Annotated in this window: 27 protein-coding genes, 1 tRNA gene and 1 riboswitch; of the genes, 22 read left to right on the top strand and 6 right to left on the bottom strand. The window is 70.5% G+C overall.

The genetic code is table 11. The features are described from left to right. The first annotated feature begins 135 nt into the window (after window positions 1–135). Together fmt and C882_RS02310 are read left to right on the top strand one after the other, a co-directional pair. Window positions 136–1077, top strand: a complete 942-nt coding sequence (fmt, locus tag C882_RS02315) for a methionyl-tRNA formyltransferase (protein WP_201448323.1) — start codon at window positions 136–138, stop codon at window positions 1075–1077. A gap of 14 nt (window positions 1078–1091) precedes the next feature. After that, window positions 1092–1478, top strand: a complete 387-nt coding sequence (locus C882_RS02310) for a hypothetical protein (RefSeq protein WP_009538920.1) — start codon at window positions 1092–1094, stop codon at window positions 1476–1478. Window positions 1479–1493: 15 nt separating this feature from the next. Here C882_RS02310 and C882_RS02305 read toward each other — a convergent pair whose 3' ends face one another. Next, the gene (locus C882_RS02305; protein ID WP_009538919.1) at window positions 1494–3275 is read right to left on the bottom strand and encodes an SLC13 family permease; all 1782 of its coding nucleotides are present in this window, start codon (window positions 3273–3275) and stop codon (window positions 1494–1496) included. A 37-nt stretch (window positions 3276–3312) separates the two neighbouring features. Further along, on the bottom strand, window positions 3313–5376 hold the full coding sequence (locus tag C882_RS22840) for an ATP-binding protein (protein ID WP_009538918.1): 2064 nt from the start codon (window positions 5374–5376) through the stop codon (window positions 3313–3315). Between the two features lie 111 nt (window positions 5377–5487). Further along, a riboswitch (cobalamin riboswitch) is annotated at window positions 5488–5712 on the top strand. A 301-nt stretch (window positions 5713–6013) separates the two neighbouring features. On the opposite strand from C882_RS22840, the gene cbiM reads away from it, so the two are divergent. The 7 genes from cbiM (at window position 6014) to C882_RS22835 (ending at window position 11998) form a co-directional block, all read left to right on the top strand. After that, entirely contained in the window at window positions 6014–6655 is a 642-nt protein-coding gene (gene cbiM, locus C882_RS02295; RefSeq protein ID WP_009538917.1) for a cobalt transporter CbiM, read from the top strand. After that, window positions 6648–7154 carry an Ig-like domain-containing protein gene (locus C882_RS02290; RefSeq protein ID WP_009538916.1) on the top strand — a complete coding sequence of 169 codons (507 nt, stop codon included), beginning with the start codon at window positions 6648–6650 and terminating at the stop codon, window positions 7152–7154. The genes cbiM and C882_RS02290 overlap by 8 nt, the downstream gene beginning before the upstream one ends. Window positions 7155–7213: 59 nt before the next feature. Further along, entirely contained in the window at window positions 7214–8005 is a 792-nt protein-coding gene (gene cbiQ, locus C882_RS02285) for a cobalt ECF transporter T component CbiQ (RefSeq protein WP_009538915.1), read from the top strand. Continuing rightward, window positions 8002–8661, top strand: a complete 660-nt coding sequence (locus tag C882_RS02280; protein WP_009538914.1) for an energy-coupling factor ABC transporter ATP-binding protein — start codon at window positions 8002–8004, stop codon at window positions 8659–8661. Before cbiQ ends, C882_RS02280 begins: the two co-directional genes overlap by 4 nt. A gap of 36 nt (window positions 8662–8697) precedes the next feature. After that, window positions 8698–9792, top strand: a complete 1095-nt coding sequence (locus C882_RS02275) for a cobalt-precorrin-5B (C(1))-methyltransferase (RefSeq protein WP_456059064.1) — start codon at window positions 8698–8700, stop codon at window positions 9790–9792. Further along, window positions 9785–10558 (top strand): cobalt-precorrin-6A reductase, encoded by a 774-nt coding sequence (locus C882_RS02270; protein WP_009538912.1) that lies wholly within the window; start codon window positions 9785–9787, stop codon window positions 10556–10558. The genes C882_RS02275 and C882_RS02270 overlap by 8 nt, the downstream gene beginning before the upstream one ends. Before the next feature lie 87 nt (window positions 10559–10645). Continuing rightward, window positions 10646–11998: a S1C family serine protease gene (locus C882_RS22835; RefSeq protein ID WP_051999939.1), complete on the top strand. Its 1353-nt coding sequence runs from the start codon at window positions 10646–10648 to the stop codon at window positions 11996–11998. Between the two features lie 11 nt (window positions 11999–12009). On the opposite strand, the gene C882_RS02260 is transcribed toward C882_RS22835, so the two are convergent. The 4 genes from C882_RS02260 to C882_RS02245 form a co-directional block, all read right to left on the bottom strand. Next, window positions 12010–12951 (bottom strand): aldo/keto reductase, encoded by a 942-nt coding sequence (locus C882_RS02260; protein ID WP_009538910.1) that lies wholly within the window; start codon window positions 12949–12951, stop codon window positions 12010–12012. Between the two features lie 75 nt (window positions 12952–13026). Beyond that, window positions 13027–13320 (bottom strand): hypothetical protein, encoded by a 294-nt coding sequence (locus C882_RS02255; RefSeq protein WP_009538909.1) that lies wholly within the window; start codon window positions 13318–13320, stop codon window positions 13027–13029. 101 nt (window positions 13321–13421) lie between these two features. After that, window positions 13422–13904, bottom strand: a complete 483-nt coding sequence (locus C882_RS02250) for a COG4315 family predicted lipoprotein (protein ID WP_009538908.1) — start codon at window positions 13902–13904, stop codon at window positions 13422–13424. A gap of 89 nt (window positions 13905–13993) precedes the next feature. Next, window positions 13994–14083 (bottom strand) — tRNA-Ser (locus C882_RS02245). 308 nt (window positions 14084–14391) lie between these two features. Between C882_RS02245 and rplU the strand changes: the two genes are divergently transcribed. The 13 genes from rplU (at window position 14392) to C882_RS02180 (ending at window position 25747) form a co-directional block, all read left to right on the top strand. After that, window positions 14392–14691, top strand: a complete 300-nt coding sequence (gene rplU / locus C882_RS02240) for a 50S ribosomal protein L21 (RefSeq protein ID WP_009538907.1) — start codon at window positions 14392–14394, stop codon at window positions 14689–14691. A 36-nt stretch (window positions 14692–14727) separates the two neighbouring features. After that, window positions 14728–14988 (top strand): 50S ribosomal protein L27, encoded by a 261-nt coding sequence (rpmA, locus tag C882_RS02235; protein WP_009538906.1) that lies wholly within the window; start codon window positions 14728–14730, stop codon window positions 14986–14988. 101 nt (window positions 14989–15089) lie between these two features. Beyond that, complete coding sequence (gene obgE / locus C882_RS02230; protein ID WP_009538905.1) at window positions 15090–16214, top strand: GTPase ObgE; 1125 nt, start codon at window positions 15090–15092, stop codon at window positions 16212–16214. Beyond that, a complete protein-coding gene (gene proB / locus C882_RS02225; protein ID WP_009538904.1) occupies window positions 16202–17368 on the top strand; it encodes a glutamate 5-kinase in 1167 nt (388 codons plus the stop codon). Before obgE ends, proB begins: the two co-directional genes overlap by 13 nt. A gap of 17 nt (window positions 17369–17385) precedes the next feature. Continuing rightward, window positions 17386–18687 (top strand): glutamate-5-semialdehyde dehydrogenase, encoded by a 1302-nt coding sequence (locus C882_RS02220; protein ID WP_009538903.1) that lies wholly within the window; start codon window positions 17386–17388, stop codon window positions 18685–18687. Continuing rightward, entirely contained in the window at window positions 18672–19397 is a 726-nt protein-coding gene (locus C882_RS02215; RefSeq protein WP_009538902.1) for a nicotinate-nucleotide adenylyltransferase, read from the top strand. Before C882_RS02220 ends, C882_RS02215 begins: the two co-directional genes overlap by 16 nt. A gap of 35 nt (window positions 19398–19432) precedes the next feature. After that, complete coding sequence (gene rsfS, locus C882_RS02210) at window positions 19433–19792, top strand: ribosome silencing factor (protein ID WP_009538901.1); 360 nt, start codon at window positions 19433–19435, stop codon at window positions 19790–19792. Window positions 19793–19889: 97 nt separating this feature from the next. Continuing rightward, window positions 19890–20348: a 23S rRNA (pseudouridine(1915)-N(3))-methyltransferase RlmH gene (gene rlmH, locus C882_RS02205; protein ID WP_009538900.1), complete on the top strand. Its 459-nt coding sequence runs from the start codon at window positions 19890–19892 to the stop codon at window positions 20346–20348. Between the two features lie 174 nt (window positions 20349–20522). Next, window positions 20523–20792 carry a type II toxin-antitoxin system prevent-host-death family antitoxin gene (locus C882_RS24870; protein ID WP_009538899.1) on the top strand — a complete coding sequence of 90 codons (270 nt, stop codon included), beginning with the start codon at window positions 20523–20525 and terminating at the stop codon, window positions 20790–20792. Between the two features lie 7 nt (window positions 20793–20799). Continuing rightward, the gene (locus tag C882_RS02195; protein WP_043643063.1) at window positions 20800–21237 is read left to right on the top strand and encodes a type II toxin-antitoxin system PemK/MazF family toxin; all 438 of its coding nucleotides are present in this window, start codon (window positions 20800–20802) and stop codon (window positions 21235–21237) included. A 92-nt stretch (window positions 21238–21329) separates the two neighbouring features. Next, window positions 21330–22904 carry a 2,3-bisphosphoglycerate-independent phosphoglycerate mutase gene (gene gpmI / locus C882_RS02190; RefSeq protein ID WP_009538897.1) on the top strand — a complete coding sequence of 525 codons (1575 nt, stop codon included), beginning with the start codon at window positions 21330–21332 and terminating at the stop codon, window positions 22902–22904. 60 nt (window positions 22905–22964) lie between these two features. Beyond that, the gene (locus C882_RS02185) at window positions 22965–24416 is read left to right on the top strand and encodes a murein hydrolase activator EnvC family protein (protein ID WP_009538896.1); all 1452 of its coding nucleotides are present in this window, start codon (window positions 22965–22967) and stop codon (window positions 24414–24416) included. After that, on the top strand, window positions 24413–25747 hold the full coding sequence (locus C882_RS02180; protein ID WP_009538895.1) for a S41 family peptidase: 1335 nt from the start codon (window positions 24413–24415) through the stop codon (window positions 25745–25747). Before C882_RS02185 ends, C882_RS02180 begins: the two co-directional genes overlap by 4 nt. Window positions 25748–25786: the final 39 nt, after the last annotated feature.

Below are 25786 nucleotides of genomic sequence, written 5' to 3'. Positions count from 1 at the left end.
AGGCTCTCGCGCCTGACCGGCGCGGGGTCGCAGTCGCGACCCTCTTCGCGGCGCCCGCTCGGGCGCGACCGGTCGCCGCTCCGGCGTCGTTCGAACAGGTTTCACCGGCCGGCGCGCTTCGCCCGGCCGGTTTTCATGAGGGGGATCAGCCACGCCATGCGCGTCGTGTTCATGGGAACGCCCGACTTCTCGGTGCCCATCCTTGAGGCGCTTGCCGAGCGTCACGAGGTTATCTGCGTCTACTGCCAGCCGCCCCGCCCCGCCGGGCGCGGCCAGAAGGAGCGGCCGAGCCCCGTGCACGCCCGCGCCGACGCGCTGGGCATCCCCGTCCGCACGCCGAAAAGCCTGCGCGGCGAGGCGGAACAGGCGGAATTCGACGATCTGGACGCCGACGTGGCCGTGGTCGCCGCCTACGGCCTGATCCTGCCCGAACCGATCCTGGAGGCGCCCAAGCTGGGCTGCCTGAACGTCCACGCCAGCCTGCTGCCGCGCTGGCGCGGGGCGGCCCCCATCCAGCGGGCCATCATGGAGGGCGACACGGAAACCGGCGTCACCATCATGGAGATGGAGGCGGGGCTGGACACCGGCCCCATGCTGCTCAAGCGCGCCGTGCCCATCACCGACCGCACCACGGCCGGCGCACTGCACGACACGCTCTCGGCCCTGGGGGCGGACCTGATGGCGGAGGCCCTGGACGGCATCCTGGCCGGCGAGCTTGAGGCCGAGGAACAGCCCGAGGAGGGCGTGACCTACGCCGCCAAGATCAGCAAGGCGGAAGCCCGCATCGACTTCGCCCACCGCGCGCCGTGGATCATGCGCCAGGTCCATGGCCTGTCGCCCTTCCCCGGCGCCTGGTGCGAGATCAACGGCGAGCGCGTGAAGGTTCTGGCCTGCGAGGCCGCCGAGGGGCGCGAGGGCGCGAAGCCCGGCACGGTGCTGGACGACGACCTGTTGATCGCCTGCGCCGACGGCACGGCCATCCGCCCCACCCGCCTGCAACGCGCCGGCAAGGGTGCCGCAGACCGCGACGCCTTCCTGCGCGGCTTCCGCGTGGTGCCGGGCGACGTGGCGGGCTGAGGGAGACACGCACGATGACCACCCCCGCGCCCGACGCCCTGCCCTTCACGGTGGAGCTGCCGATCCTGGCCGCCGTGCTGGTTCACAACCACGCCATCCGCAAGGCCTTCGCCGCCGTGCTGCCGTCGGAAACGGTGGTGCGCGAGTGGTTCGACCTGACGGAGGCCCTGGGCGCCGACGACCGCTGCGGCCGGCTGGTCGCCGACTGGAAGGGCAACAAGTCGGAAAGCCTGGTGCTGGCCTGCGTTCTGATGAAGGCCGACTTCGCCGGCCGCGCCGACGCCCTGATGCCCCGCGTCTTCACCACCTGGGACGGGCTGGATGCCCGCAACAAGGCCATGGTGCTGGACATGCTGGAAGGGGTCGACGACACCGACGCCGTCGAGGGGCCGGCGGTGTAGTCGCCGTCGCCGCCCTCAGAACTCGTAGAACAGCGAGATCATGGTGATGCCGGTGATCCCGACGATGATGTTCATGGGGATGCCGACGCGCAGGAAGTCGGTGAAGCGGTAGCCGCCGGCGCCGTAGACCAGCGTGTTGGTCTGATAGCCGATGGGCGTGGCGAAGCTGGCCGAGGCGGCGAACATCACGCCGACCAGGAACGGCCGCGGGTCCAGGCCCATCTGTTCGGCGATGCCGATGACGATGGGGGTGATCAGAACTGCGATGGCGTTGTTGGAGATCAGCTCCGTCATCAGCGACGTCAGCGCGTAGATGACCGCCAGCACGCCGATGGGCGGCAGGCCGGCGACCACCGGCATGACCGCGTCGACGATCAGCTTCATGGCGCCGGTCGTCTCCATGGACCGGCTGACCGCCAGCATGCCGAAGATCATCACGAGAATCCGCCAGTCGACGGACCGATAGGCTTCCTCGGGATCGATGCAGCGCGTCAGGATCACCGCCGCCACCGCGATGATCGCCAGCGCCGCAATGGGCAGCACCTCCAGCGCCGCCAGCGCCATCACCGCCATCACCGCGCCCAGCACGATGGGTGCCTTGGAGCGGCGGAAGGCGCGCTCCTGCGGTTCGCTCAGGTTGACGATGCCCTGTTCGTCGGACAGACGGCGGACGTCGTCGGGCGTGCCCTCCAGCAGCAGCGTGTCGCCGACGCGCAGGGGCACGGCCTCCAGCTTGGCGCCGATGTTGGCGCCGCGCCGGTGCATGGCCAGCGGATACACGCCGTAGCGCCGACGCAGGCGCAGGTGGCGCAGCGTCTTGTTGAGCATGGGGCTTTCCGGCGCCAGAAGGCCTTCCACCACCACGGTGCGGCGGCTGCCCACGGGCTCCAGCGCATGGGCGTCGTGGAAGGCCACCGCGCCTTCCTCGCGCAGCGACATCACCTCGGCCACCGGCGTCTTCAGGATCACCCGGTCGCCCGCACGCAGGGTGATCTCGTCGAACTCGCGGCGCAGGGATTCGTCGCCGCGGATGACGTCCAGCAGGCGCCGGTCGTGACGGTTGAACAGCGACGCCTCGCGCGGGCTGGTGCCCACCAGCGGCGAGCCTTCGGGAATGACCACCTCGGCCAGGAAGCGCGGCCGGTCGCCGTCGGCCATGAGGCTGGTCACCGTCTCGCGGTCGGGCAGCACGCGGCGGCCGACCAGCGTCAGATACAGCAGGCCCACCATCGCCATCACCAGGCCCGGCAGGGTGATCTCGAACATGCCGAAGGGCTCCAGCCCCTGCTCGCGCGCGACGCCGTCCACCAGCAGGTTGGTCGAGGTGCCGATCAGCGTCGTGGTGCCGCCCAGGATCGCCGCGTAGGACAGCGGGATCAGGTAGCGCGACGGCGCATCGCCCAGGCGCGTCGCCAGCTTGATGACGACGGGGATCAGCACGATCACCACCGGCGTGTTGTTGATGAACGCCGACACCACCACGACCACCATGATCAGCGCCGCCAGCGCCAGCCCCGGCCGACGGCTGGCGACCGAGGACACCGCCTCGCCGAAGGCCTCGATGGCCCCGGTCCGCATCAGCGCGCCCGACAGGATGAACATGGCCGCCACCGTAATGGGCGCGGCATTGGAAAAGACGCCCAGCACCTCGTCGGTCGGCAGGATGCCGGTCGCCAGAAGCGCGGCGACTCCGCCCAGCACGATGGAATCGGGCGGGAACCTTTCGCTGACGAATGCCGCGAAGATGACGACCAGCAGGGCCAGGACGAACAGCGCGGACGGGTCGGGCATGGTCATAAGGGCGGACGCCCCCGGTGGTGGCAGGAACCCGTGACTATACCCGCGCCGATTTCTCGGGCATAGGGGCGTCGTGGGCCGTTTCCACCGCGGCCCCGGGATCGGGCGCACCACCCGGTTCGGCATCTGCGGCGGCGGGAAGGGTGAAGTGGAAGGCGCTGCCGTCGCCGGCCTGCGAGGTCACCCAGATGCGCCCGCCGTGGCGCTCCACGACCCGCTGGCAGATGGCCAGCCCCACGCCCGTGCCCTCGGCGGCGTCGGGCGCATGCAGGCGCTTGAACAGGATGAAAACCTCTTCCTGGTATTCCGATGCGATGCCGATGCCGTTGTCGCGCACCGTAATGGTCCAGTGCCCGCCGGACCGCGCCGGCCGGGCCGAAACCTCGATCCGCGGCGACCGCCCGTGGTCGCGGAACTTGAGCGCGTTGCCGATCAGGTTCTGGAAGACCTGCGTCAGTTCCAGGCGGTCCACGGCCACATGCGGCAGCACCGCCTCGGCCTCGACGGTGGCACCGGCCTCGCGAATGGCGTCGGCCAGGTTCTCCAGCGCCATGTCCAGCGCTTCGCCGGCCGGACAGATCGAAGTCGCCGGCGGCGTTCCGTTCAGCCGGGAGTACGACAGCAGTCCCTGCACCAGCGCCCGCATGCGCAGGGCGCCGGTCTCGATGAAGTCCAGGAAGGCCCGCCCGTCCTCGTCCACCTGGTCGGCATAGCGCCGGCGGGTCAACTGGGCGTAGGCCACCATGGTCCGCACCGGCTCCTGCAGATCGTGGGAGGCGATGTAGGCGAAGCGTTCCAGTTCACTGTTGGAGCGGGTCAGTTCGTCCAGCGTGCGGCGCAGGACGTCCTCGGCGGCCTTGCGCTCGGTGATGTCGGTCAGCACGGCCACGACGCCGCCGCCGCGCGGTCCGGCGCCCTGCGACACAGGGGCGCAGGCCACCTCGAAGGCGCGGCGGCCGTGCCAGACGGTGGCAGTGGTCGGGGCGCCGGCCAGGGCGGCGTCGAACAGGTCGGCGAAGCCCGGCAGATGGCCGTAGGCCTCCCGCAGCGGCCGCCCCAGGGGTCCCGTGCCGTCGGGCGGGGCGATGGCCGGTGCCTCGCGGCCGTCGGCCAGCATCACCGTCCCGTCGGCATCGGCGACCACAAGCGCCACCGGCGCCGCCGCGATCACATGGCGCAGGCGCGACCGGCTGGCGGCCAGGGCCTCGGCCTGGGCCAGGCGCTCGGCGTCGTCGGCGGCCACGCGGTGGGCGAGCCGGCGGGCGCGGCGCAGGAAGACGGCCAGCAGCCCCAGCATCGCCAGCGACAGCGCCGCCATGACCGCCAGCACGATGCCGTCCATGCGGTCGCCCGGAACCACCGGCTGCCACACGGCCGCCGCCAGCGGCGCACCGCGCAGGGTTTCAAGCACGCTGCCGGCGGCATGGTCTTCCGCCTCCGCCGCCGCCACGAGGCGCAGGTCGCGCAGGTTGAAGGCCTCTCCCAGGTCCGCCAGCCAGGGCGAATCGAGCACGCGCGCCACCAGCAGCACGCTGTCCGGGTCGGGCGGCGCGGGACTGTCGGCCTCCTCGGGCACGAAGGGCATGGCGGCGGCCAGTGCCGGCCGCCCGTCGAGCTGGATGATCCCGGCCGCACCCACGGGCTTGGGCGCGCGCGGTGCGGCACGGGCGGCCTCCAGCAGCGCCAGCGATCCCTGTCCCAGGGCCGACGGCGTGGGAATGTCCATGCGCGCGCCGTCCACCGCGCCGTACAGCGCCACGCCGTCGCCCCGCAGGACGACGGAATAGCCGATATCGAAGCCTTCCTGAAGATAACCGCCCAGGTTGTTGTCGGCCCAGTCCGGGTCCAGGTCGATCAGCACCTTGCGGATGGAATCGTCCCACCAGGCGTAATCCCTCGCCACCTGAAGCAGGCGTTTCTGCTCCGTCTGCACGACGGTGGCGAACAGGTCCCGCGAGGCCGCCGTCGCGGTTTCGGTGCGGGCGCGGTCGGCCAGCAGCCACAGGCTGACCATCGCCACCGCCCAGACGACGACGATCAGAAGCACCAACCGCACGAGGCGGGTGACCAGTTGTACGGCTTTCGGAGGAGCGGAGACCATTAGACGCTTGTCCCTACTGCGTTGGTCGCACCCTACACCACCAAGGTGGCAGCGTCACGCGGATGTCACAGTGTGCAAGCACCGTTTGACGCAGCCATGCGCCGGCGGCATACTCCGGCCGAACGTGACGGTTGCCCCGTGCAGGGTGAAAAGCCCGGGGATGAAAAGGGAATCCGGAATGGACCGACCCGGTGGGGGTCCGGCGCCGGAGCTGCCCCCGCAACTGTGAGCGGCGAGCCGCTTCCGAACATGCCACTGGCGCTCACCCGCGCCGGGAAGGCCGGAAGGCGGCGACGACCCGCGAGCCAGGAGACCTGCCGTCGCGACGTCACTCATCCTCCGGGCGGGGCGTACCGGGGGTGCGGGTATCCGTCGAGGTGACGTGCATCATCACGCCGCGCGGCCATGGTGGCCGGGCGGAGCCGTTCCGCCGGAGGGCGATCGGCGATGGTGCGCGGCGACGCCTGCGGGACCAGCGGCCCATTCCTGCCGGCCGTATCGGTCCTTCCGCGCGATCTCCCCGTGTCCGTCGTCCCGTCGCGGCCCCGGCGCCAGACAGGAGCGCCAAGGATGACGCACAGTCGCGCCGTTTCCGTTTCCAATACTCCCTTCTCCGCCATCGGGGAGGGCCGCTGACATGCATATTGTCGATGGTGCCCTCGCCCCGTCCGTCATCGTCGCCGCCTCGGCCGTTTCGGTCGGCGGTCTCGCCCTGGGCCTCAAGCGCCTGGACGCCGAGACCCTGCCGCGCGCCGGCCTGTTGTCGGCGGCCTTCTTCGTCGCCTCGCTCGTGCAGGTGCCCATCGGGCCGTCGTCCGTCCACCTGGTGCTGGGCGGGCTGGCCGGCTTGATGCTGGGATGGGCCGCCTTCCCGGCTCTGGCCGTGGCACTGGCCCTGCAGGCCGTGTTCTTCGGCTTCGGGGGCCTGACCGTCCTGGGCGTGAACACCCTGACCATCGCGATGCCCGCCGTGCTGGTGGGCCTGGCCTGCCGCGCCGGCGTGCGCTCGGGCTCGGCGGTGCTGGTGCCGCTTTCGGGCGCCGTTGCGGGCGGACTGTCCGTCGCCCTGACCACGATCCTGGTGGGTGCCGCCCTGGCAGCCTCCGGCGATGCCTTCATTCCCGCCGCCAAGCTGGTGTTCCTGGCGCATGTGCCGGTGATGATCGCCGAAGCCCTGGTGACGGCCGCCGCCGTGACCCTGCTCGCCAAGGTCAAGCCGGACGCCTTCGGCCTGCCCGCCGGCACCACCGCCGGAACGGAGGGCCTGCGCCATGCGTAAGCGTCTGTCCCTGCTGCTGGCGGCGGCCCTGCTGCTGCCGACCATCGGCGCCAAGGCCGGCGAGGTCATGGCGTTTGCCTCCACCGTCAACGGCGTCATCCGCGGCGATATCGAGCCCGCCGCGCCGGGGGCCGTCGTCACCGTCACCGCGCCTGACGGCACGGTGCTGGGCGAGACCGCCATGGACGAGGACGGGGCCTTCACCTTCACGCCGACGCGCACCGTCGACCACACATTCGCCGCCAACCTGGGAGAAGGGCTGGTGGCGCGCCTGACCGTGCCGGCGGAGGACATCGCCGCCGCCGCCGCCCCCGCGCCGGAGGACCTGCGCGTCCTGATCGCCGAGGCGGTGGAGGCCCAGGTGCGACCGCTGCGCCGCGACCTGCTCGCCTACAAGGACAGTGTCGGCCTCATGGACGCGCTGGGCGGACTGGGGTACATCTTCGGCATCTTCGGCGTGGCGGCGTGGATCATGAGCCGCCGCCGCCCTGCCGCCTGACGCCCGGCACCGGCCCACACCGGCCGGCACCGGTCCCGACCGCCACCCCGCGAGGACCCATGCCCACGACGCGGCCCGGACAGCCGGCCATCCGCAGCTTTGCCGACGGGCCCGACACCGGGCCGCGCCGCCTGGACCCGCGCGCTCGGGTTCTGGCGGCCGTGGCGTTCGCCGTCGCCGTGGTAGCGCTGAACGGCCTGCCGGCGCTGGTGGCCTCGGTGGGGGTGGCCTTCGGGCTGGCGGTCTGGGCGCGTTTGCCGCTGAGGGAAACGGCCAAGCGGGTCGCCGCCATGGACGGCTTCATCCTGCTCACCCTGGTCATGCTGCCCTTCACCACCCCGCCCGCCGCCGGAACCGAGCCCCTCTTCACCCTGTGGGGCCTGCCGGCCTCGCGCGAGGGGCTGGAGCACGCGGTGCGCATCGCGCTCAAGGCCAATGCCGTGATCCTCGCCCTGCTGGCCCTGGTGGGCACCATGCGGGAGACCGTGCTCGGCCACGCGCTGGGGCGCCTGGGCGTGCCCGCCAAGCTGGTGACGCTATTCCTGATGACGGTCCGCTACATCGAGGTCCTGCACGCCGAATACGGCCGCCTGCGCTGGGCCATGAAGGCCCGCGGCTTCCGGCCGCGCACCGACCTGCACACCCTGAAAAGCCTCGGCCATCTGGTGGGCATGCTGCTTGTCCGCTCGCTGGAACGGTCCGAGCGCGTGCTGGCGGCCATGAAGTGCCGGGGCTACACGGGCCGGCTGCCGCTGCTCGACACCTTGCGCGCCGGGCCCGCCGACTGGGCTTTCGGCACGGCCGCGGCCATCGCCTGCGTCCTGCTGGTGGCGGCGGACCGCCTGGCATGAGCCTGTTCGCCCTGTCCGACATCCGCTTCGCCTACGCCGCCCGGCCGGCCGTGCTGGACGGCGTCTCCCTGCGCCTGGACGCCGGCGAGCGCCTGGCGCTGGTGGGCGACAACGGCGCCGGCAAGTCCACCCTGCTGTCGCTCATGGTCGGCCTGCTGAAGCCGTCGGGCGGCACCGTGGAGGCCTTCGGCCGGGCGCGGGTGACGGAGGCCGACTTCGCCGAGATCCGCCCGCGCGCCGGGCTGGTCTTCCAGGACCCCGACGACCAGCTGTTCTGTCCCACCGTGGCCGAGGACGTGGCGTTCGGGCCGCTGAACACCGGCGCCTCCCGCGCCGAGGCCCGCCGCATCGTGAGCGACACCCTGAACGGCCTGGGCCTCGCCGGATTCGAGGACCGCGTCACCCACCACCTTTCGGGCGGCGAGAAGCGCCTGGTTTCGCTGGCCGCCGTTCTCGCCATGCAGCCCGAGGCCCTGTTGCTGGACGAGCCGACCAACGCCCTGGACGCCAAGGCCCGCGCCCGCCTGATCGAGGTGCTGTCCGGCCTGCCCCAGGCCATGGTGATCGTCAGCCACGACCCGGAGGTGCGCGAGGCCCTGGCGACCCGCGCCGTGCTGCTGGAAAGCGGCCGGGTGGCGGACGAATACCCCCTGTGACGTTGGGCGTTTCCGGGCTTTCCGGCGCGGTGTAGGATCGCCGCCATGACGGATACCCGCACCCTCAGGAAGGGCTGGACGACCGGCGCCTGCGCCACAGCCGCCGCCCGTGCGGCCTTCGCCGCCCTGCGCACCGGCGTCTTTCCCGACCCGGTGACCATCCGTCTGCCGAAAAACCTTGCCCCCGCCTTCGCCCTGACCCGCTGGAGCCTGTCGGACGACGGCGAGGCGGCCACCGCCGCCATCACCAAGGATGCCGGCGACGACCCCGACGTCACCCATGGCGCCGTCGTCTCCGCCACCGTGCGCCGCCTGACCGCCGGCGCGGGCATCGTGTTCAGGGCGGGCGAGGGCGTGGGCACCGTCACCAAGCCCGGCCTGCCGCTGGCGGTGGGGGAGCCCGCCATCAACCCCGGTCCGCGCGGCATGATCGCCGACAACCTGTCCGACGAGGCCGGCGGCGGGGCCGTGGACCTGGAGGTCACGGTGGGCATCGAGCACGGGGCCGAACTGGCGCTGCGCACCATGAACCCCCGCCTCGGCATCCTGGGCGGCCTGTCGGTTCTGGGGACGACGGGGGTGGTGGTGCCCTACTCCTGCTCGGCCTGGATTCACTCCATCCATCGCGGCATCGACGTGGCCCGCGCCGCCGGCCAGGACCACCTGATCGCCACCACGGGCAATACCTCGGAAAAGGCGGCGCGACGCCTGTACCCGGTGCCGGACGAAGCGTTGATCGACATGGGAGACTTCGTCGGCGCCGTACTCAAGTACCTGCGCCGCCATCCGGTGCCGCGCCTGACCATCGCCGGCGGACTCGCCAAGATCAGCAAGCTGGCGGGAGGACACATGGACCTGCATTCCGGCCGCAGCACGGTCGACACCGGCGCGCTGGCCGTCCTGCTCCACGACCTGGGCGCCCCGGCGGACGCCGTGCGCGGCGCCCGCGACGCCGCCACCGTCGGCGCGGTCCTGGAGATCGCGCGCGGCCTGGGGCTGGACCGGCGCCTGTCGGACACCCTGTGCCGCCAGGCCCGCGAGGCCGCCCTGGCCGTGCTGTCGGGCGGCGTCGACGTGGAGATCATCGCCTTCGACCGCCAGGGACAGGAGGTCGGCCGTGCCGATGCGTGAGCGTCCTCCCCACCTGCTGCTGCTGGGCGGAACGGCCGAGGCCGCAGCCCTCGCCCGCGCCCTGGCGGACCGTTTCGGCGATCGGCTGGCCGTCACCTATTCCCTGGCCGGCCGCGCCGCCCCGCGCGCCAGGCCGCCCGGCCGGCTGCGCATCGGCGGCTTCGCGGGGCCCGAGGGGCTGGCCGTCTTTCTCCGGGACGAGGGCGTGCGCCTGCTGGTGGACGCGACCCACCCTTTCGCCGCCCGCATGAGCCGCAACGCCCACATCGCCTGCGAGGTCACCGGCACGCCGCGCCTGACGCTGCGCCGCCCGGAGTGGGAGCCGCAGCCGGGTGACGACTGGCACGAGGTCGACGACGTGGCCGACGCGGCGGAGGCGGCGGCGCGGCTGGGCCGGCGGGCTTTCATCACGCTGGGCACCGCCGATCTGGCGCCGTTCCGCGACCGGCCGGGCTTCACCTATGTGGTCCGCATGATGGACCCGCCCGACGACGCCGACGACGACCTGCCCGTCGGAGCCGCCCTGGTGGGCGGGCGCGGGCCGTTCACGGTCGACGACGAGGACAGCCTGATGCGCTCCCACGGCGTGGACGTGTTGGTCACCAAGGCCTCCGGCGGCAACGCCACCCGCGCCAAGCTGGATGCGGCCCGGCGCCTGGGCCTGCCGGTGGTGCTCATCCGCCGGCCGGCGCCCGAGCCCGGCACCCTGGTGGAAACCGTGGACGAGGCGCTGGAGTGGATTGCCAGCGTCGCGCGCCTGGACTAGCGGCGCGGCTGCCTCTACACTCGCACACGCTCAGGTTTTATTTCCGAAGGGGGAGCGGGGATGCGAGGGGTCGCGGGTGCGGGGCGGATGCTCCGGATCGTCATGCTGTGTGCCGGACTGGCGGCCTGCGGCGGGGCCGGAATGCCCATTCCGGACGTCGAAATGCGCCCGCCGCCGGACATTCCCCTCGGCCGGTCGCTGGCGACCATCGAATACGGCGGCGTGACCTACGCCATCCCGCCCGGCACCACCATCGGCGGCTATGGCGGCAGTTGGTTCTCGTGCGCCCAGCGCGGCGACCCTATCAGCTGGCTGTATTCGCGGACCGAAGCCTTCTCGCGCGATTTCGAGGACGCCTTCTTCCGCCGCATGCGGCTGGCCGGCTACAACACGGTGGGCGACCCCAACAACCTGTTCAAGGCCATCGAACGCGGCCAGCCGCGCACGGACTATCTGGTCGCCGGGCGCATCGAGGACATCCGCCTGGACCTGTGCGTCCAGCGCAACCTGCTGACCGGCGACGAGAAGTACCTGAAGACCGGGCGCGGCTACATCCTGGTGGAGTGGCAGGTGTTCTCGCAGTCGCTGAAGAAGGTCGTCTACACCACCCGGACCGAGGGCGTGGCGCGGCTGGACGATCCGTCGATGATGGCCGCGCAGCTTCTGGTCAACAACGCTTTCGCCTCCTCGGTCAGCAATCTGGCGGCGGAGGCGGCGTTCCTGGACATCGTCAGCCGTGACGCGACGCTCTATGCCATCGCCGACCGCGAGACCCGCCCCGCGCCCCTGCTGGTGCCCGAGGTGCCGCTGTTCGACGCCCCGCTGGCCGATCATGCGCCCGAGGTGCGCCGCGCCGTCGCCACCATCGACAACGGCCTGAGCCACGGTTCGGGCGTCTACATCACGCCGAGCCTGCTGCTGACCAATTATCACGTCGTGGAAGGCCGCGACACGGTGCTGGTGCGCGACCTGGGCGGCGACTGGCAGCGCGGCGAGGTCCTGCGCCGCGACCGCCGCCGCGACGTCGCCCTGGTGCAGACGACGTCCGGCGGGCATCCCTTCCTGCCCATCCGCATGGACCCCTTGCGCCTGACCGAGGACGTCTTCGCCATCGGCACGCCGCGCCTGCGCGGCCTGGCCGGAACCGTGACCAGGGGTGCCGTCAGCGGCTTTCCCCGCAACGACGACGGTCTGCCCGACATCCAGGCGGACGTGGCGGTCAACCCCGGCAACAGCGGCGGCGCGCTGGTGGACGGGCGGGGCAACCTGGTCGGCCTGACCTACGCCGGCTTCGCCACCGCCGACGGCGGCCGGACCGGGCTGAACCTGTTCATCCCCATCGCCAGCGCGCTGGAGACCCTGAACCTGAGCGTGGAGGTCCCGCCACCCGCCGTCAGCGACCCGTGGGAGTCCTACCCCGAACCGCAGCGCGGTGGCTGACCGGTGCCGGGCTACAACGCCGCCACTACGTCGGCGATGCGGCGGCGCAGGGCCTCGTCGAGCACGGGACCGCGCGCCGCCGCCATGTTCTCGCGCATGTGAACCACCTGCGTCGTCGCCGGGATGGCGCAGGTGACGGCCGGGTGGCTGACAATGTACTTCAGCAGCAGCGCCGGCCACGTCTCGCATCCCGCCTCGGCGGCGAAGGCCGGCAGCGGATGGCGCTGGACCCGGTCAACCAGCGCGCTGCGGCGGAACGGGCGGTTGGCGATGACGGCGATGCCCTTCTCCTGTGCCAACGGCAGAAGGCGGGCCTCCGCCTCGCGGTCGACGGCGTTGTAGGTCAGCTGCACGAAATCGATGGGGTGGTCGCGCATGACCGCCTCCATCTCGCCGTGCCGCCGCCCGTGCGACGTGGTGATGCCCACATGCGCCAGCTCTCCGGCCTCCTTCATGGCGAACAGGGTCTCCAGGTGCGGCCGCCAGGCCCGCAGGTTGTGGACCTGCAGCAGGTTGAAGCGCGGGATGCCCCAGTCCCTCAGGCTTTCGCGGATCTGCCCGGGCCCGTCGTCGCCGTCGGATGTCCACACCTTGTCGGCGGCAATCAGCCCCGGCGGGTGGCCCAGTTCATCCAGCCCGTGCCCGACCACCGCCTGCGACGATCCGTACATGGGCGAGGAATCGATCACGCCGCCGCCGTGGGCGAAGAAGGCGCGCAGCACCTCGGTGCGCTCGGACCGCAGCTTGGGGTCCTGGCCGACGTTGAAGGTGATCCAGGTGCCCATGCCGATGACGGGGATCGCCTGCCCCGTCGACGGCACCGCCTTGGTCCGCGCCGGGTTCTGCTGCGCCCGCGCAAGGCCCGGCGGCAGCGCCAGCGCGGCTCCGCCGGCGGCCAGGCCGGCGAGCACGGCCCGGCGGGTGGGACGGACGGTGAGCGGCGATGCGGGCATGAAAAACCTCCCGAAGGGCGGCGACGGCTCTTTCGGGAGGTGTGATCCGCCGGCGCATTTGCCAAGGGCGGTGGATCAGTTGGCGGCGGCCGGATAGGTCCGTTCGGCGCGAGCCATCATCTCGCGGCCGTCCTCCACCAGATCCTCGCCCTTGTCGATCTTGCGTTCGCCGGAGCGGACGTCCTTGCGGCCCTCGCGGATGAGCTTCTCGCCGCGCTCGACCATCTGCTGTCCTTCGATCCAGCGTTCACCAACGGCGGCGGTTTCCTGCCCCTCGGTGCGCAGGCGCTCACCGAAGGACGCCTCGCCGGCGGTGCAGGCGGCCAGCGCGGCCGCGGCGAGAAGGGCGGCGGGAATGCGGGTCTTCATGGGACCTCCTGGACTGTTCGACGGGATATCCTGAAGGATATACGCCCCATCGCCCGCAACCGGTTTCCCGCGACCGACCGCAGAACGCGCCCCCGGCGCCGTCAGAACTCGCGATCCTCGATCACCGTGCCGTCGGGATGCAGCAGGTACCAGTACCCGCCGTGGGTCTCCAGGGCTTGGCCGTGGGTCTGGAACTCGTCGCTCTGGTCGCGGAAGTAGCGATAGAGCGGCCAGCCCGCGTAGGTGACCTGCGTGCCGCCGCCGGGCCGTTGGATGGTGCCGAGCAGACCCTCCTTCACGCCCGGCCCTGCCTGGGGCGGGCCATCGCTCAGGAACGGCGGCCATGCCTCGGCGCAGTCGTCCTCGCAGTGCGAGACGGCGGCCGACTCGCCCTGACCGCGCTGGTCGAGCGTGAACATATAGAGTGCCCGGCCGTCCTGCGTGGCGAGGTAGCCCTGTTCGTACTCCTCGCTGGTCGCGGTGGTGACGGTGGCGGAACGTTCCTGCGCCTGGGCGCCGGCCGGCAGGGCGATCGAAATGACCAGACCGGCCGCGAGCGGCAGGCCTCTGACACGACGAAGCATGGTGCGTCCTCCCGAGACTGTGACGTGTCGGGAACAACGCGGCACCCCGCCGGGGGGAGCGCTGGCCATTGCGGAAGGCTGAGGGAAGGTGGCGGAGAGGGTGGGATTCGAACCCACGGTCCCCGTGAAGGGACAACGGTTTTCGAGACCGCCCCGTTCGACCGCTCCGGCACCTCTCCGCACTGAAAAGGCCGCAGTTTTTTGCGTCGGTCGCTTGCGGGAGGCCGATACATAACGTAAGCTCCCTCCCCACGCAACAGGGGCGTCGAAAAATTTTCATTCGACGATCCCGTGCAGCCCGATCCACGCCCGGGGCTCTTACGGACACGCCGCCGCACACCGGCCGACCCGCCGGTAAAAGCGGCCTCCAGACGCCCGCCTGAAAAAGCCCGATACGGGCATTGACAGGCGCGGCGGCGTCTGTATATTTCCCGGCTCCATCCGCGGGGCCTCGCTCCGCCCACGTTTCAGTCAAGGTTGCACCACCATGTTCGCAGTCATCAAGACCGGCGGGAAGCAGTACAAGGTCGCTCAGGACGACGTCATCGCCATCGAGAAGCTCGGCTCCGAGGCGGGCGAGTCCGTCACGTTCGACACCGTGCTGATGGTCGGCGACAAGGTCGGCGCCCCGATCGTGGACGGCGCGTCCGTGACGGGCGAGGTCCTCAAGCAGTTCCGCGACGACAAGGTCATCGTCTTCAAGAAGAAGCGCCGCCAGAACTACCGTCGCAAGAACGGCCACCGCCAGCACAAGACCCTGGTCAAGATCACCGGCATCACCGGCTGATCCCAGGGAATCCAGTTCAGGTAAGGAGAGCACGGTATGGCTCATAAGAAGGCAGGCGGTAGCTCCCGCAACGGGCGCGATACCGCCGGTAAGCGTCTCGGCGTGAAGAAGTTCGGCGGCGAGAAGGTCATCGCCGGCAACATCATCATCCGTCAGCGCGGCACCAAGTGGCATCCGGGCGAGGGTGTCGGCCTGGGCCGTGACTACACCATCTTCGCCACCCGCGACGGCAACGTGTCGTTCCGCAAAGGCTGGAAGGGCCGCGTCTTCGTGTCCGTGGACGCGCCGCAGGCTTAAGGACCCGCTCCAGGGCCCTGACCTGGCGGACCATTAAGATAAAGAGGGGAACGGATCGCACCGTTCCCCTCTTTTCGTGTTTGTTGAAAGCTGATCCCGTCATGAAGTTCCTCGACCAGGCCAAGATCTATCTGCGCAGCGGCAACGGCGGCAACGGCTGCGTCTCGTTCCGCCGCGAGAAGTTCATCGAGTTCGGCGGACCCGACGGCGGCGACGGCGGACGCGGCGGCGATGTCGTCTTCGAGGCCGCCGGCAACCTGAACACGCTCATCGACTTCCGCTATCAGCAGCACTTCAAGGCCGAGCGCGGCATCGACGGCATGGGCCGCGACCGCCACGGCCGGGGCGGCAAGGACATCGTCATCAAGGTGCCGGTCGGCACCCAGATCATGTCCGACGACAAGGACGAGGTGCTGGCCGACATGATCCGCCCCGGCCAGCGCGTGACGCTGCTGCGCGGCGGCAACGGCGGGTTCGGCAACGCCTACTTCAAGTCCTCCACCAACCAGGCCCCGCGCCACGCGAATCCGGGCCAGGAAGGTCAGGAGATGTGGGTGTGGCTGCGCCTCAAGCTCATCGCCGACGCCGGTCTGGTCGGCCTGCCCAACGCCGGCAAGTCCACCTTCCTCTCGGCGGTGACCCGCGCCCGCCCCAAGGTGGCGGATTATCCGTTCACCACGCTGCACCCCAACCTGGGCGTCTGCTATACGGCGGGGCAGGAGTTCGTCATCGCCGACATCCCCGGCCTGATCGAGGGCGCGAGCGAGGGCGCGGGCCTGGGCACCCGGTTCCTGGGCCATGTGGAACGGTGCGGCGTGCTGCTGCACCTGATCGACGGCACGGACTACGACAACGTCGCCGAGCACTACCGCACCATCCGGCACGAGTTGGAGGAATACGGCGACGGCCTGGCCGACAAGCCCGAGATCATCGCCATCAGCAAGACCGACGCCCTGATTCCCGAGATCGTCGACGAGTTGAAGGACGCGCTCGCCGAGGCCAGCGGGCAGAGCCGCGACTCCATCTTCGCCATCAGTTCGGTGGCGCGCGACGGGCTGGACCCGGTTCTGAAGAAGATGCTCGGCTATGCGCTGGAGGCCCGCGCCGCCCGCCATGCCGAAATGGCGGCCGAGGCCGGCGAGGATCTGGACGCGGAGGACGAGGCGGAGGCGCCCGATCACGAAGGCGACTCCGCGCAGCAGGAGACCGGCGGATGGCATCCCTGATCGACGGCGATTCGTCGCTGCCCGCCACCGCCGGCGCCGGATCTCCGCTGGCCGACGCCAAGCGGGTGGTGGTCAAGATCGGCTCCGCCCTGCTGGTGGACGAAAAGCGCGGCGAGGTGCATCGCGCGTGGCTGGAAACGGTTGCCGCCGACATTGCCGCCATGAAGGCGCGCGGGCAGGAGGTGGTGGTTGTCACCTCGGGCTCCATCGCCGTCGGACGCCGCCACCTGGGCCTGCCGCGCGGCGGGCTTCGGCTTGAGGAAAAGCAGGCCGCCGCCGCCACGGGCCAGGGGCGCCTCGCCCACGCCTACCAGGAGACCTTCGCCGGCCACGGCATGACGGCCGCGCAAGTGCTGCTGACCATCGGCGACACGGAAGACCGCCGCCGCTACCTCAACGCCCGCAACACCATGGACACGCTGCTGCGCTACGGCGCGGTGCCGGTGGTCAACGAGAACGACACGGTCGCCACCACGGAAATCCGCTTCGGCGACAACGACCGGCTGGCCGCCCGCGTCGGCATGATGATCGGCGCCGACGCGCTGGTGCTGCTGTCGGACATCGACGGCCTGTATACCGCCGATCCCAAGACGGTGGAGACGGCGGAACTGATCCCCGAGGTCCGCGAACTCACCCCCGAGATCGAGGCAATGGCCGGCGAGGCCCGCCCCGGTGTGGGTACCGGCGGCATGGTCACCAAGCTGATGGCGGCGCGCATCTGCATGGGCTCGGGCACCCGCATGGCCATCGCGCTGGGCAAGCCGCAGCATCCCTTGAAGCGGCTGGAGGAAACGGGGCGCTGCACCTGGTTCCTGCCCAAGGACACGCCGCGCACCGCCCGCAAGACCTGGATCGCCGGTCGCCTGCGTCCTGCGGGAACCCTGCACGTCGACGACGGCGCGGCACGGGCCCTGCGCGACGGCCGCTCGCTGCTGCCGGCGGGCATCACGGCGATCGAGGGCACGTTCGAGCGCGGCGACGCGGTGCTCATCAAGGACTACGACGGTGCGGTGCTGGGCAAGGGGCTGGTGGCCTACAACTCACACGACGCCAGCCTGATCGCCGGCCATAAAACGGCGGACATCTTCGAGCTGCTCGGCTACCGTGGCCGCGACGAAATGATCCACCGCGATGACCTGGTATTGGATGTTTGAGAGGGAATAGCAGCGCCATGGCTTCCACCGACGTGCTTTCCGACCGCGACGCCTCGGGCGTCGACGTCCGCGACCTGATGGCCGACATCGGCCGCCGTGCCAAGGCCGCGGCCCTGGTTCTCGCGCGCACGCCGTCGGGACCGAAGGACGCCGCGCTGAAGGCCGCCGCTTCCGCCCTGCGCTCTGGCGTCGCCGAGATCCAGGCCGCCAACGCGCTCGACATGGATGCCGGCCGCGAGAAGGGGCTGACGGCGGCCATGCTCGACCGGCTGGAACTGAGCGACGCCCGCATCGAGGGCATGGCCCAGGGGCTGGAGGCCATCGCGTCCCTGCCCGATCCCGTGGGTGCGGTGATGGCGGAATGGGACCGGCCCAACGGGCTCAAGCTTCAGCGCGTCCGTGTGCCGCTGGGGGTGATCGGCGTCATCTATGAAAGCCGGCCCAACGTCACCGCCGATGCCGGGGCGCTCTGCCTGAAGTCGGGCAACGCGGTGGTGCTGCGCGGCGGATCGGAGAGCTTCCATTCCTCCCGCGCGATCCTCGCCTGCCTGCGCCAGGGGCTGGAAGCCGCCGGCCTGCCCGCCGACGCCATCCAGATGGCGCCGACCACCGACCGGGCCTTCGTCGGCGCGATGATCACGGCGACGGACTTCATCGACGTCATCGTCCCGCGCGGCGGCAAGAGCCTGATTGCGCGGCTGTCGGCGGAAAGCCGCATCCCCATGTTCAAGCACCTGGACGGCATCTGCCATACCTACGTGCACGCGGCTGCCAAGCCCGATCTGGCGCGCGAGGTGGTGGTCAACGCCAAGATGCGCCGCACGGGCATCTGCGGTGCGACGGAAACGCTGCTGGTGGACCGGGCGCTCTCGGAAAGCCTGCTGCCGCAGCTGGTGCGCGACCTCATCGACGCGGGCTGCGAGGTGCGCGGCGACGAGACGGTGCGCAAGGCGGATGATCGTGTCATCGCCGCCGGGGAACTGGACTGGCAGACGGAATACCTGGACGCCATCATCAGCGTGAAGGTGGTCGACGGCCTGGACGACGCCATCCGCCACATCAACACCTACTCCAGCCAGCACACCGAATCGATCCTCACCGAGGATGCGGATGCGGCGGAGCGGTTCATGAACGAGGTCGACAGCGCCATCGTCATGCACAACGCCTCCACCCAGTTCGCCGACGGCGGCGAGTTCGGCATGGGGGCGGAGATCGGCATCTCCACCGGCAAGCTGCACGCGCGCGGCCCGGTGGGCGTGGAGCAGCTGACGACCTTCAAGTACAAGGTGCGCGGCGAGGGCCAGTGCCGGCCGAAGTGATCCCTCCTGCCCTGCACGGTGCCGCCGATCCGAACGATCCGCTGCCGACCTACGGGGATCGGCGGCGGGTGCGGGTCGGCCTGCTGGGCGGGTCCTTCAACCCGGCGCACGACGGCCACCGCTACATCTCGCTGGAGGCACTGAAGCGCCTGGACCTGGACGAGGTGTGGTGGCTGGTCAGCCCGCAGAATCCCTTGAAGTCTGCCCGCGGCATGGCCCCGCAAGGACAGCGCGCGGACGGCGCGCGCCTGGTGACGGCGCATCCGCGCATTCGGGTGACCACCATCGAGTCGCGGCTCGGCACCCGCTACACCGCCGATACGCTCCGGGTCCTGACCCGACGGTATCCGCATGCCCGGTTCGTCTGGATCATGGGGGCGGACAACCTGGTGCAGATCGACCGCTGGCGGCGGTGGTCATCGATCTTTCGCACGCTGCCCGTTGCCGTCTTCGACCGTTCGCCCTATTCTTATCGGGCGTTGGCGAGCAAGGCGGCGCGGCGATTCGCCAAGGATCGGCTGCCGTTACGAAAGGCGCCGGTTCTTGCGGGAACCCAGGCCCCCGCGTGGGTCTTTCTTCCCATTCGTCGACACCCCCAATCCGCCACCGCGATCCGCGCCGGCCGGCATGGTGCCGGCGGCTCCACGGGAGGGTCCCGTGGCGCCACTGGTCACGGCGCGCACCGTTTTGCCAATGGAGCGAAACCATAAAACCTGACCCGCATACGCCCATCGACCCGGCGGAAGTGGTCGACCTGGTCGAGACGTCCCTCGACGATGACAAGGCCGAGGACATCACTGTCATCGCCCTTGCCGGCAAATCCTCCATCGCCGAATACATGGTCATCGCGTCCGGCCGCAGCTCGCGGCAGGTCGGGGCCATGGCTGACCACCTGGCGGAGAAGCTGAAGGCCCTGGGCCTTGGCGTCACCGTCGAGGGCAAGGCCGCCGGCGACTGGGTCCTGCTGGATGCCGGGGACGTCGTGGTTCATCTGTTCCGGCCCGAGGTTCGCGCCTTCTACAATCTGGAAAAGATGTGGGGCGTTGCGCCGCCGGCGCGCGCCATGGCGCCGTCCGCGGGCTCCTTCGCGCCGACGCCGGCGTGAGGTCCTGACCGCCGCCGCCTCCGCGACCGGGTCCTTCTGACGGGACCCAGGACGGAAAGGAGCGGCGGAGTGACCGGAACCGGATGACACCGACCCGATGAAACTGATGCTCGCCGCCGTCGGGCGCGCGAAAAAAGGCCCCGAGCGCGCCCTGTTCGAGCAGTACGCGAGCCGCCTGAAACTCCCCCTCGACCTGCGCGAGGTGGAGGAAAAGCGGCCCGTGTCCGGCCCCGAACGCAAGGCGCGCGAAGCCGACCTGCTGCTGGCCTGCGTGCCGGCGGGCGCGGTGGTGGTGGCCCTGGACGAGCGTGGCAAGACCTACGGGTCGGAAGCCTTCGCCAAGGTCTACGGCGGCTGGCTGGAGCGCGGCGCGCCGTGCGTGGCCTTCCTGATCGGCGGCGCCGACGGCCATGGCGACGCGGTGCGGGCGCGGGCGGACGCGCTGCTCAGCCTTTCCCCCATGACCTGGCCCCACATGCTGGTCCGCGCCATGCTGGCCGAGCAGTTGTTCCGGGCGCAAAGCATCCTGGAGGGGCACCCGTATCACCGGGCGTGAGGGCGCAGCGGCTGGCGGCGGACAAAAATGTACCCCGGGCGCATGCTGGGCAGAGGCGTCACCGGGGTGTCCGCGGGAAGACTATCACACGAGCGATGCCAGGCAAGGTCGCCGCTTGCGGCGGGTGGCAAAAATGTTCATTATGTTCAAAATGGCTTTCGCCTGGAGAGTATCATGCTGACGACCTCTGCGACCCACTTCAAGCAGCGCTTCAGCGAATATCAGCGGGAAGTCCGCCGCCAGCCGATTCAGGTGGTGAACCATGGCGAGACGACGGGTTACTTCGTCTCGCCCGAGGATTATGCCGAATTCCAGAAGCTCCGCGCAAGAACGACCCGGCGCCACCTCACGCCTGCCGACCTGACCGAGGAGCAGCGCCAGGCGCTACGCGCCGCGCGGGTACCCGAGGAGTTCTCCGACCTCGACCGGCTGATGGAGGACTGAGGGACCGATGCCCCTGCCCCGCCCCCATCCTGGCTTGGTGATCTGCTACGAATTTCTCTGGAGCCATGAACACGAGGACGGGGCGACGCAAGGCGAGAAACGGCGCCCCTGCGTCATTGTGCTCGCCATCGCGGAGCGGGCGGGGGGAACCCAGGTGACTGTGGCGCCCGTGACGCACCGTCAGCCGGACGCCGCCGCGCATGGCGTCGAAATCCCTCGCCGGGTGAAGGACCATCTCGGCCTGGATCAACAGCGATCGTGGATCATCGCGACCGACCTGAACGAGTTCCTATGGCCGGGCGACCACATGTTCCCTATTCCGGGCGGGCGACTGGATCAGTTCGACTACGGCACCATTCCGCAGAAACTTCTGTCTCAGGTGGTGGAGCGCATTGACGCCCTGGCTGGCGCCGCTCTTCACCGCATTCCGCGCGACGAGGAATAACCCGTGACCCTTTCCCCGGTGGAACTCCCGGCCGGTTCGCTCTATTTATGGGGCAGCCGTTAACACCCGTTGTTCCAGCCGATGAGGGACCGATGACCGCTGCCACCGACCGCCGCCCGCCCAAGCCCGTCGTCCTGTGCATCCTGGACGGCTGGGGCCACCGCGAGGAGCGTGAGGACAACGCCATCGCCCTCGCCAAGACGCCGCACTGGGACCGCCTCATGGCGTCGTGCCCCAAGGCGCTGGTCGAAACCGCGGGCAATGCCGTCGGCCTGCCGGAAGGCCAGATGGGCAACTCCGAGGTCGGGCACATGAACATCGGCGCCGGGCGTGTCGTCATGCAGGACCTGCCCCGCATCGACAGCGCCATCAAGGACGGCTCGTTCTTCTCCAACCCCGAACTCGCCACCTTCATCGACACGCTGAAGAAGACCGGCGGCACCGCCCACCTCATGGGCCTCCTCAGCCCCGGCGGCGTGCACAGCCACCAGGACCACATGGTCGCGCTCGCCAAGGCCTGTTCCGAGGCCGGCGTGCCGGTACGGGTCCACGCCTTCATGGACGGCCGCGACACCCCGCCGCAATCGGGCAAGGACTTCCTGGCGAAGTTCCTCAAGGACATCGAGGGCCTGAACAACGTGGCCGTCGCCACCGTCGCCGGGCGCTACTTCGCCATGGACCGCGACAACCGCTGGGACCGTGTGCAGAAGGCCTATGACGCCATCGTCGACGGCACCGGCGCCTCGCACCCCGACGCGCTGGACCTGGTGGGCTCCTCCTACGCCGACGGCAAGACCGACGAGTTCATCGTGCCGGCCATCGTCGGCGACTATGCCGGGGCGAAGGACGGCGACGGCGTGCTGTTCGCCAACTTCCGTGCCGACCGCGCCCGCGAGATCACCCAGGCGCTCTTGGACAAAGACTTCGACGGCTGGGCGCGCAGCCGCGTTGTCGACTTCGCCGCCGCCGCCGGCATGACGGAATACTCCAAGGCCCACACCAAGTGGCTGACGGCCCTGTTCCCGCCCGAGACCCTGACGGGCATCCTGGGCCAGGTGATCGCCGACGCCGGCCTCAAGCAGCTGCGCATTGCCGAGACGGAAAAATACGCCCATGTCACCTTCTTCCTGAACGGCGGCGAGGAAACGGTCTACCCCGGCGAGGAACGCATCCTGGTCCCCAGCCCCAAGGTCGCCACGTACGACCTGCAGCCGGAAATGAGCGCGCCCGAGGTCACCGACAAGCTGGTCGAGGCCATCGAGGGCGGCACCTTCGACCTGATCGTGGTGAACTTCGCCAACGGCGACATGGTCGGCCACACCGGCATGCTGGACGCCGCCATCAAGGCCGCGGAAACCGTCGACATCTCCCTCGGCCGCCTGGAAGAGGCGCTGAAGAAGGCCGGCGGCACCATGATCGTCACCGCCGACCACGGCAACGCCGAGATGATGCGTGACCCCGAGACCGGCGCGCCTCACACCGCCCACACCGTCGGCAAGGTGGACGCCGTTCTGGTCAACGCGCCTGAGGGTGTGGACAGCCTGTCCGACGGCCGCCTGGCCGACCTGGCGCCGACCGTCCTGGCGCTCATGGGCCGGCCGCAGCCCGCCGAGATGACCGGCCACTCCCTCATCGGCCGCCCCGGCAAGGCCGCCGCCGCCGAGTAACCCGCCGCGCCCGGCCGCCCGGCGCGGCCGGCCGCCGTTCCTGTTCCTGTGGGAGGGCCCGTGCCCCTGCTCCCGCGCCTCACCCGCCCGGCGCTCGGCGCCACTCTCGCCGTCCTGATGCTGTTCGGGGGCGGCGGCGGGTGGCATGTGCCGGCGGCGCGGGCGGCGCAGGACGGGCCGCTCCTGCCGCCGCCGCCGGACACCGACGAGACCCGCACCCAGGAAGAACTGGAACAGATCCGCCGCAAGCTCGAGGAAAGCCGGGCACAGGAACAAACCCTCTCCCGCAGGGCGCAGAGCCTGAATGCCGAGGTGCGGTCGCTGCGCGACCGCCTGGTCGCCGCCGCCGCCAAGGTGCAGGACTACGAGGAAAGCCTGTCCTACCTGGAAACCCGGCTGCGCGACCTCCAGCGCGAGGAGACGGGCCTGCGTGAAGGCCTGGCGGAGCGGCGCGAGCAGATGGCCAAGGTGCTGACCGCCCTGCAACGGCTGTCGTGGCGCCCCAAGGAAACGCTGCTCATGCAGCCGGCACCGCCGGAGGACACCGTGCGCTCGGCCCTGCTGCTGCGGTCGGCCGTGCCGGCCCTGGCCGGCGAGGCCGAAGCCCTGCGCGCCGACCTGGTGGCGCTTGAGGAGGTGGAGACGGCCATCGCCGCCCAGCGCGACGAGATCGCCAGCCTGGGTTCGGAGTTCGAGGCCGAGCACGTCCGCCTTCAGGCCCTGGTGGCGGAAAAGGCCCGGCTCATGGAGAACACCTCGCAACGCTCCGAAAAGGCCGCCCGCCAGGCCCGCGACCTGGCGGAAGAGGCCGAGAGCATGAAGGAGTTCCTGGCGACGCTGGCCGAGGAACGCCGCAAGCGCGAGGCGGAACTGGCGCGCCAGCGGGACCTGGCCCTGGCCCGCCAACTGGCCGCCCTGGCCGGCCCCAAGCCGGCGACGCCCGACGAACGCCGCGTCGCCATGCCCGCCGCCAAGCCGCAGCCGCCGCAGACGACGCGCACCGCCGCGGCCAGCGGCGGCGTGGTGCCGCCTCCGCCGCGCCCGGCCGCGCCCGAGCAGACCGCATCACGCCCGGCGGCCGCCGAGATCAAGCCGGTGGCCCTGCGGCCGCTGGAAAGCATGCGCGGCGCCATGCCCCTGCCGGCGCGCGGGCGCATCATCACCAGCTTCGGCGACGAACTGACGCCGGGCAATTCCTCGCGCGGGATGGTGGTGGAAACCCGCGCCGGCGCCACCGTGGTGGCTCCTGCCGACGGCGTGGTGGCGTTTTCCGGCCCCTTCCGCGGCTACGGGCATCTCTTGATCCTTGAACACGCCGACGGCTATCATACATTGCTCTCAGGGATGGCGCGCATCGACGCGCAGGTGGGGCAGCGCCTGCTGGCGGGAGAGCCCGTCGGTTTGATGGACCGGGCTGAAACCCCGTCTCTTTATGTAGAACTCCGCCGCGACGGCCAGCCGATCAACCCCATGCCCTGGCTCACGGCGAACAAAGGCAAAATCAGCGGATGAAGCGTAAACTAGCGATTGCGGCGACCGCCCTGGCCTTCCTCTCGGTCGGCGTGCCCACGCCGCAGGCCGCGGAAACGCCGGACAACACCGAGGAAACCTATCGCCTGCTGGACCTGTTCGGCGACGTGTTCGAGCGCGTGCGCCGCGACTATGTGGAAGAGGTCGGCGACCAGGAACTGATCGAGGCGGCCATCAACGGCATGCTGACGGACCTGGACCCCCACTCCAGCTACCTGAACGCCGACAACTTCAAGGACATGCAGGTCCAGACGCGCGGCGAGTTCGGCGGCCTGGGCATCGAGGTCACCATGGAGAACGGCCTGATCAAGGTCGTTTCGCCCATCGACGACACGCCGGCCTTCCGCGCCGGCCTGCAGCCCGGCGACCTGATCACCCACATCGGCGAGGAAGAGGTCATCGGCCTGTCGCTGCAGGACGCCGTCGACAAGATGCGCGGCCCCGTCGACACCGACCTGACCCTGACAATTCGCCGCGACGACCAGGAGCCGTTCGAGGTCACCCTGACGCGCGCCATCATCGAGATCCGCTCGGTCCGGTCGCGCCGCGAGGGCGACATCGGCTACCTGCGCGTGACCTCGTTCAGCAACAAGACCTACGACACGCTGGAAGAGGCCATCGACGAGCTGAAGGAGGAAATCGGCCCCGAAAACGTCAAGGGCTGGGTCCTCGACCTGCGCAACAACCCGGGCGGCCTGCTCGACCAGGCGGTGGCGGTCTCCGACGCCTTCCTGGAAAGCGGCGAGATCGTCTCCACCCGCGCCCGCGATGCCGACGAAACGCAGCGGTTCAACGCCCGCGAGGGCGACCTGACCGATGGCAAGCCCATCGTGGTGCTCATCAACGACGGGTCCGCCTCGGCGTCCGAGATCGTCGCCGGCGCGCTGCAGGACCACCGCCGCGCCATCGTGCTGGGCACCAAGAGCTTCGGCAAGGGCTCGGTGCAGACCATCGTCCCGCTGCCGGGCCACGGCGCCATGCGGCTGACCACGGCGCGCTACTACACGCCGTCGGGCCGCTCCATCCAGGCGCTGGGGATCGAGCCGGACATTCGCGTCAAGCAGGCGGTGATCGAGGAAATCGACCGCGCCTTCCCGCGCCGCAGCGAAGCCAGCCTGCGCGGCGCGCTGGACCTGCCGCAGGACGCGGAGGACGAACCCGCGCCCGAACATGGCGCCCAGGGCGAGACCGATGCCGAGGACCAGGCCGCCGACGCTGATGGCGAGGGCGAGGACCGTCCCGAGGACTACCAGCTCACCCGGGCGCTGGACCTGCTGCGCGGTCTGGCGCTGTACGACGGGCGCCAGGGCTGACTTCGCCCTGCTAACAGGCTAAGATGCGAGACCGGCGCG

Source organism: Caenispirillum salinarum AK4, assembly GCF_000315795.1.
In the GTDB taxonomy this organism is placed as follows: domain Bacteria; phylum Pseudomonadota; class Alphaproteobacteria; order Rhodospirillales; family Rhodospirillaceae; genus Caenispirillum; species Caenispirillum salinarum.
Note: the sequence above shows the minus strand (reverse complement) of the source record. Positions and strands in the feature narration are given on the sequence as shown.

Bases quoted from the DNA above. Each gene is read 5' to 3' on its own strand.
- fmt (WP_201448323.1), top strand. From the start codon at position 136: ATGAGGGGGATCAGCCACGCCATGCGCGTCGTGTTCATGGGAACGCCC.
- C882_RS02310 (WP_009538920.1), top strand. From the start codon at position 1,092: ATGACCACCCCCGCGCCCGACGCCCTGCCCTTCACGGTGGAGCTGCCG.
- C882_RS02305 (WP_009538919.1), bottom strand. From the start codon at position 3,275: ATGACCATGCCCGACCCGTCCGCGCTGTTCGTCCTGGCCCTGCTGGTC.
- C882_RS22840 (WP_009538918.1), bottom strand. From the start codon at position 5,376: ATGGTCTCCGCTCCTCCGAAAGCCGTACAACTGGTCACCCGCCTCGTG.
- cbiM (WP_009538917.1), top strand. From the start codon at position 6,014: ATGCATATTGTCGATGGTGCCCTCGCCCCGTCCGTCATCGTCGCCGCC.
- C882_RS02290 (WP_009538916.1), top strand. From the start codon at position 6,648: ATGCGTAAGCGTCTGTCCCTGCTGCTGGCGGCGGCCCTGCTGCTGCCG.
- cbiQ (WP_009538915.1), top strand. From the start codon at position 7,214: ATGCCCACGACGCGGCCCGGACAGCCGGCCATCCGCAGCTTTGCCGAC.
- C882_RS02280 (WP_009538914.1), top strand. From the start codon at position 8,002: ATGAGCCTGTTCGCCCTGTCCGACATCCGCTTCGCCTACGCCGCCCGG.
- C882_RS02270 (WP_009538912.1), top strand. From the start codon at position 9,785: ATGCGTGAGCGTCCTCCCCACCTGCTGCTGCTGGGCGGAACGGCCGAG.
- C882_RS22835 (WP_051999939.1), top strand. From the start codon at position 10,646: ATGCTCCGGATCGTCATGCTGTGTGCCGGACTGGCGGCCTGCGGCGGG.
- C882_RS02260 (WP_009538910.1), bottom strand. From the start codon at position 12,951: ATGCCCGCATCGCCGCTCACCGTCCGTCCCACCCGCCGGGCCGTGCTC.
- C882_RS02255 (WP_009538909.1), bottom strand. From the start codon at position 13,320: ATGAAGACCCGCATTCCCGCCGCCCTTCTCGCCGCGGCCGCGCTGGCC.
- C882_RS02250 (WP_009538908.1), bottom strand. From the start codon at position 13,904: ATGCTTCGTCGTGTCAGAGGCCTGCCGCTCGCGGCCGGTCTGGTCATT.
- rplU (WP_009538907.1), top strand. From the start codon at position 14,392: ATGTTCGCAGTCATCAAGACCGGCGGGAAGCAGTACAAGGTCGCTCAG.
- rpmA (WP_009538906.1), top strand. From the start codon at position 14,728: ATGGCTCATAAGAAGGCAGGCGGTAGCTCCCGCAACGGGCGCGATACC.
- obgE (WP_009538905.1), top strand. From the start codon at position 15,090: ATGAAGTTCCTCGACCAGGCCAAGATCTATCTGCGCAGCGGCAACGGC.
- proB (WP_009538904.1), top strand. From the start codon at position 16,202: ATGGCATCCCTGATCGACGGCGATTCGTCGCTGCCCGCCACCGCCGGC.
- C882_RS02220 (WP_009538903.1), top strand. From the start codon at position 17,386: ATGGCTTCCACCGACGTGCTTTCCGACCGCGACGCCTCGGGCGTCGAC.
- rlmH (WP_009538900.1), top strand. From the start codon at position 19,890: ATGAAACTGATGCTCGCCGCCGTCGGGCGCGCGAAAAAAGGCCCCGAG.
- C882_RS24870 (WP_009538899.1), top strand. From the start codon at position 20,523: ATGCTGACGACCTCTGCGACCCACTTCAAGCAGCGCTTCAGCGAATAT.
- C882_RS02195 (WP_043643063.1), top strand. From the start codon at position 20,800: ATGCCCCTGCCCCGCCCCCATCCTGGCTTGGTGATCTGCTACGAATTT.
- gpmI (WP_009538897.1), top strand. From the start codon at position 21,330: ATGACCGCTGCCACCGACCGCCGCCCGCCCAAGCCCGTCGTCCTGTGC.
- C882_RS02180 (WP_009538895.1), top strand. From the start codon at position 24,413: ATGAAGCGTAAACTAGCGATTGCGGCGACCGCCCTGGCCTTCCTCTCG.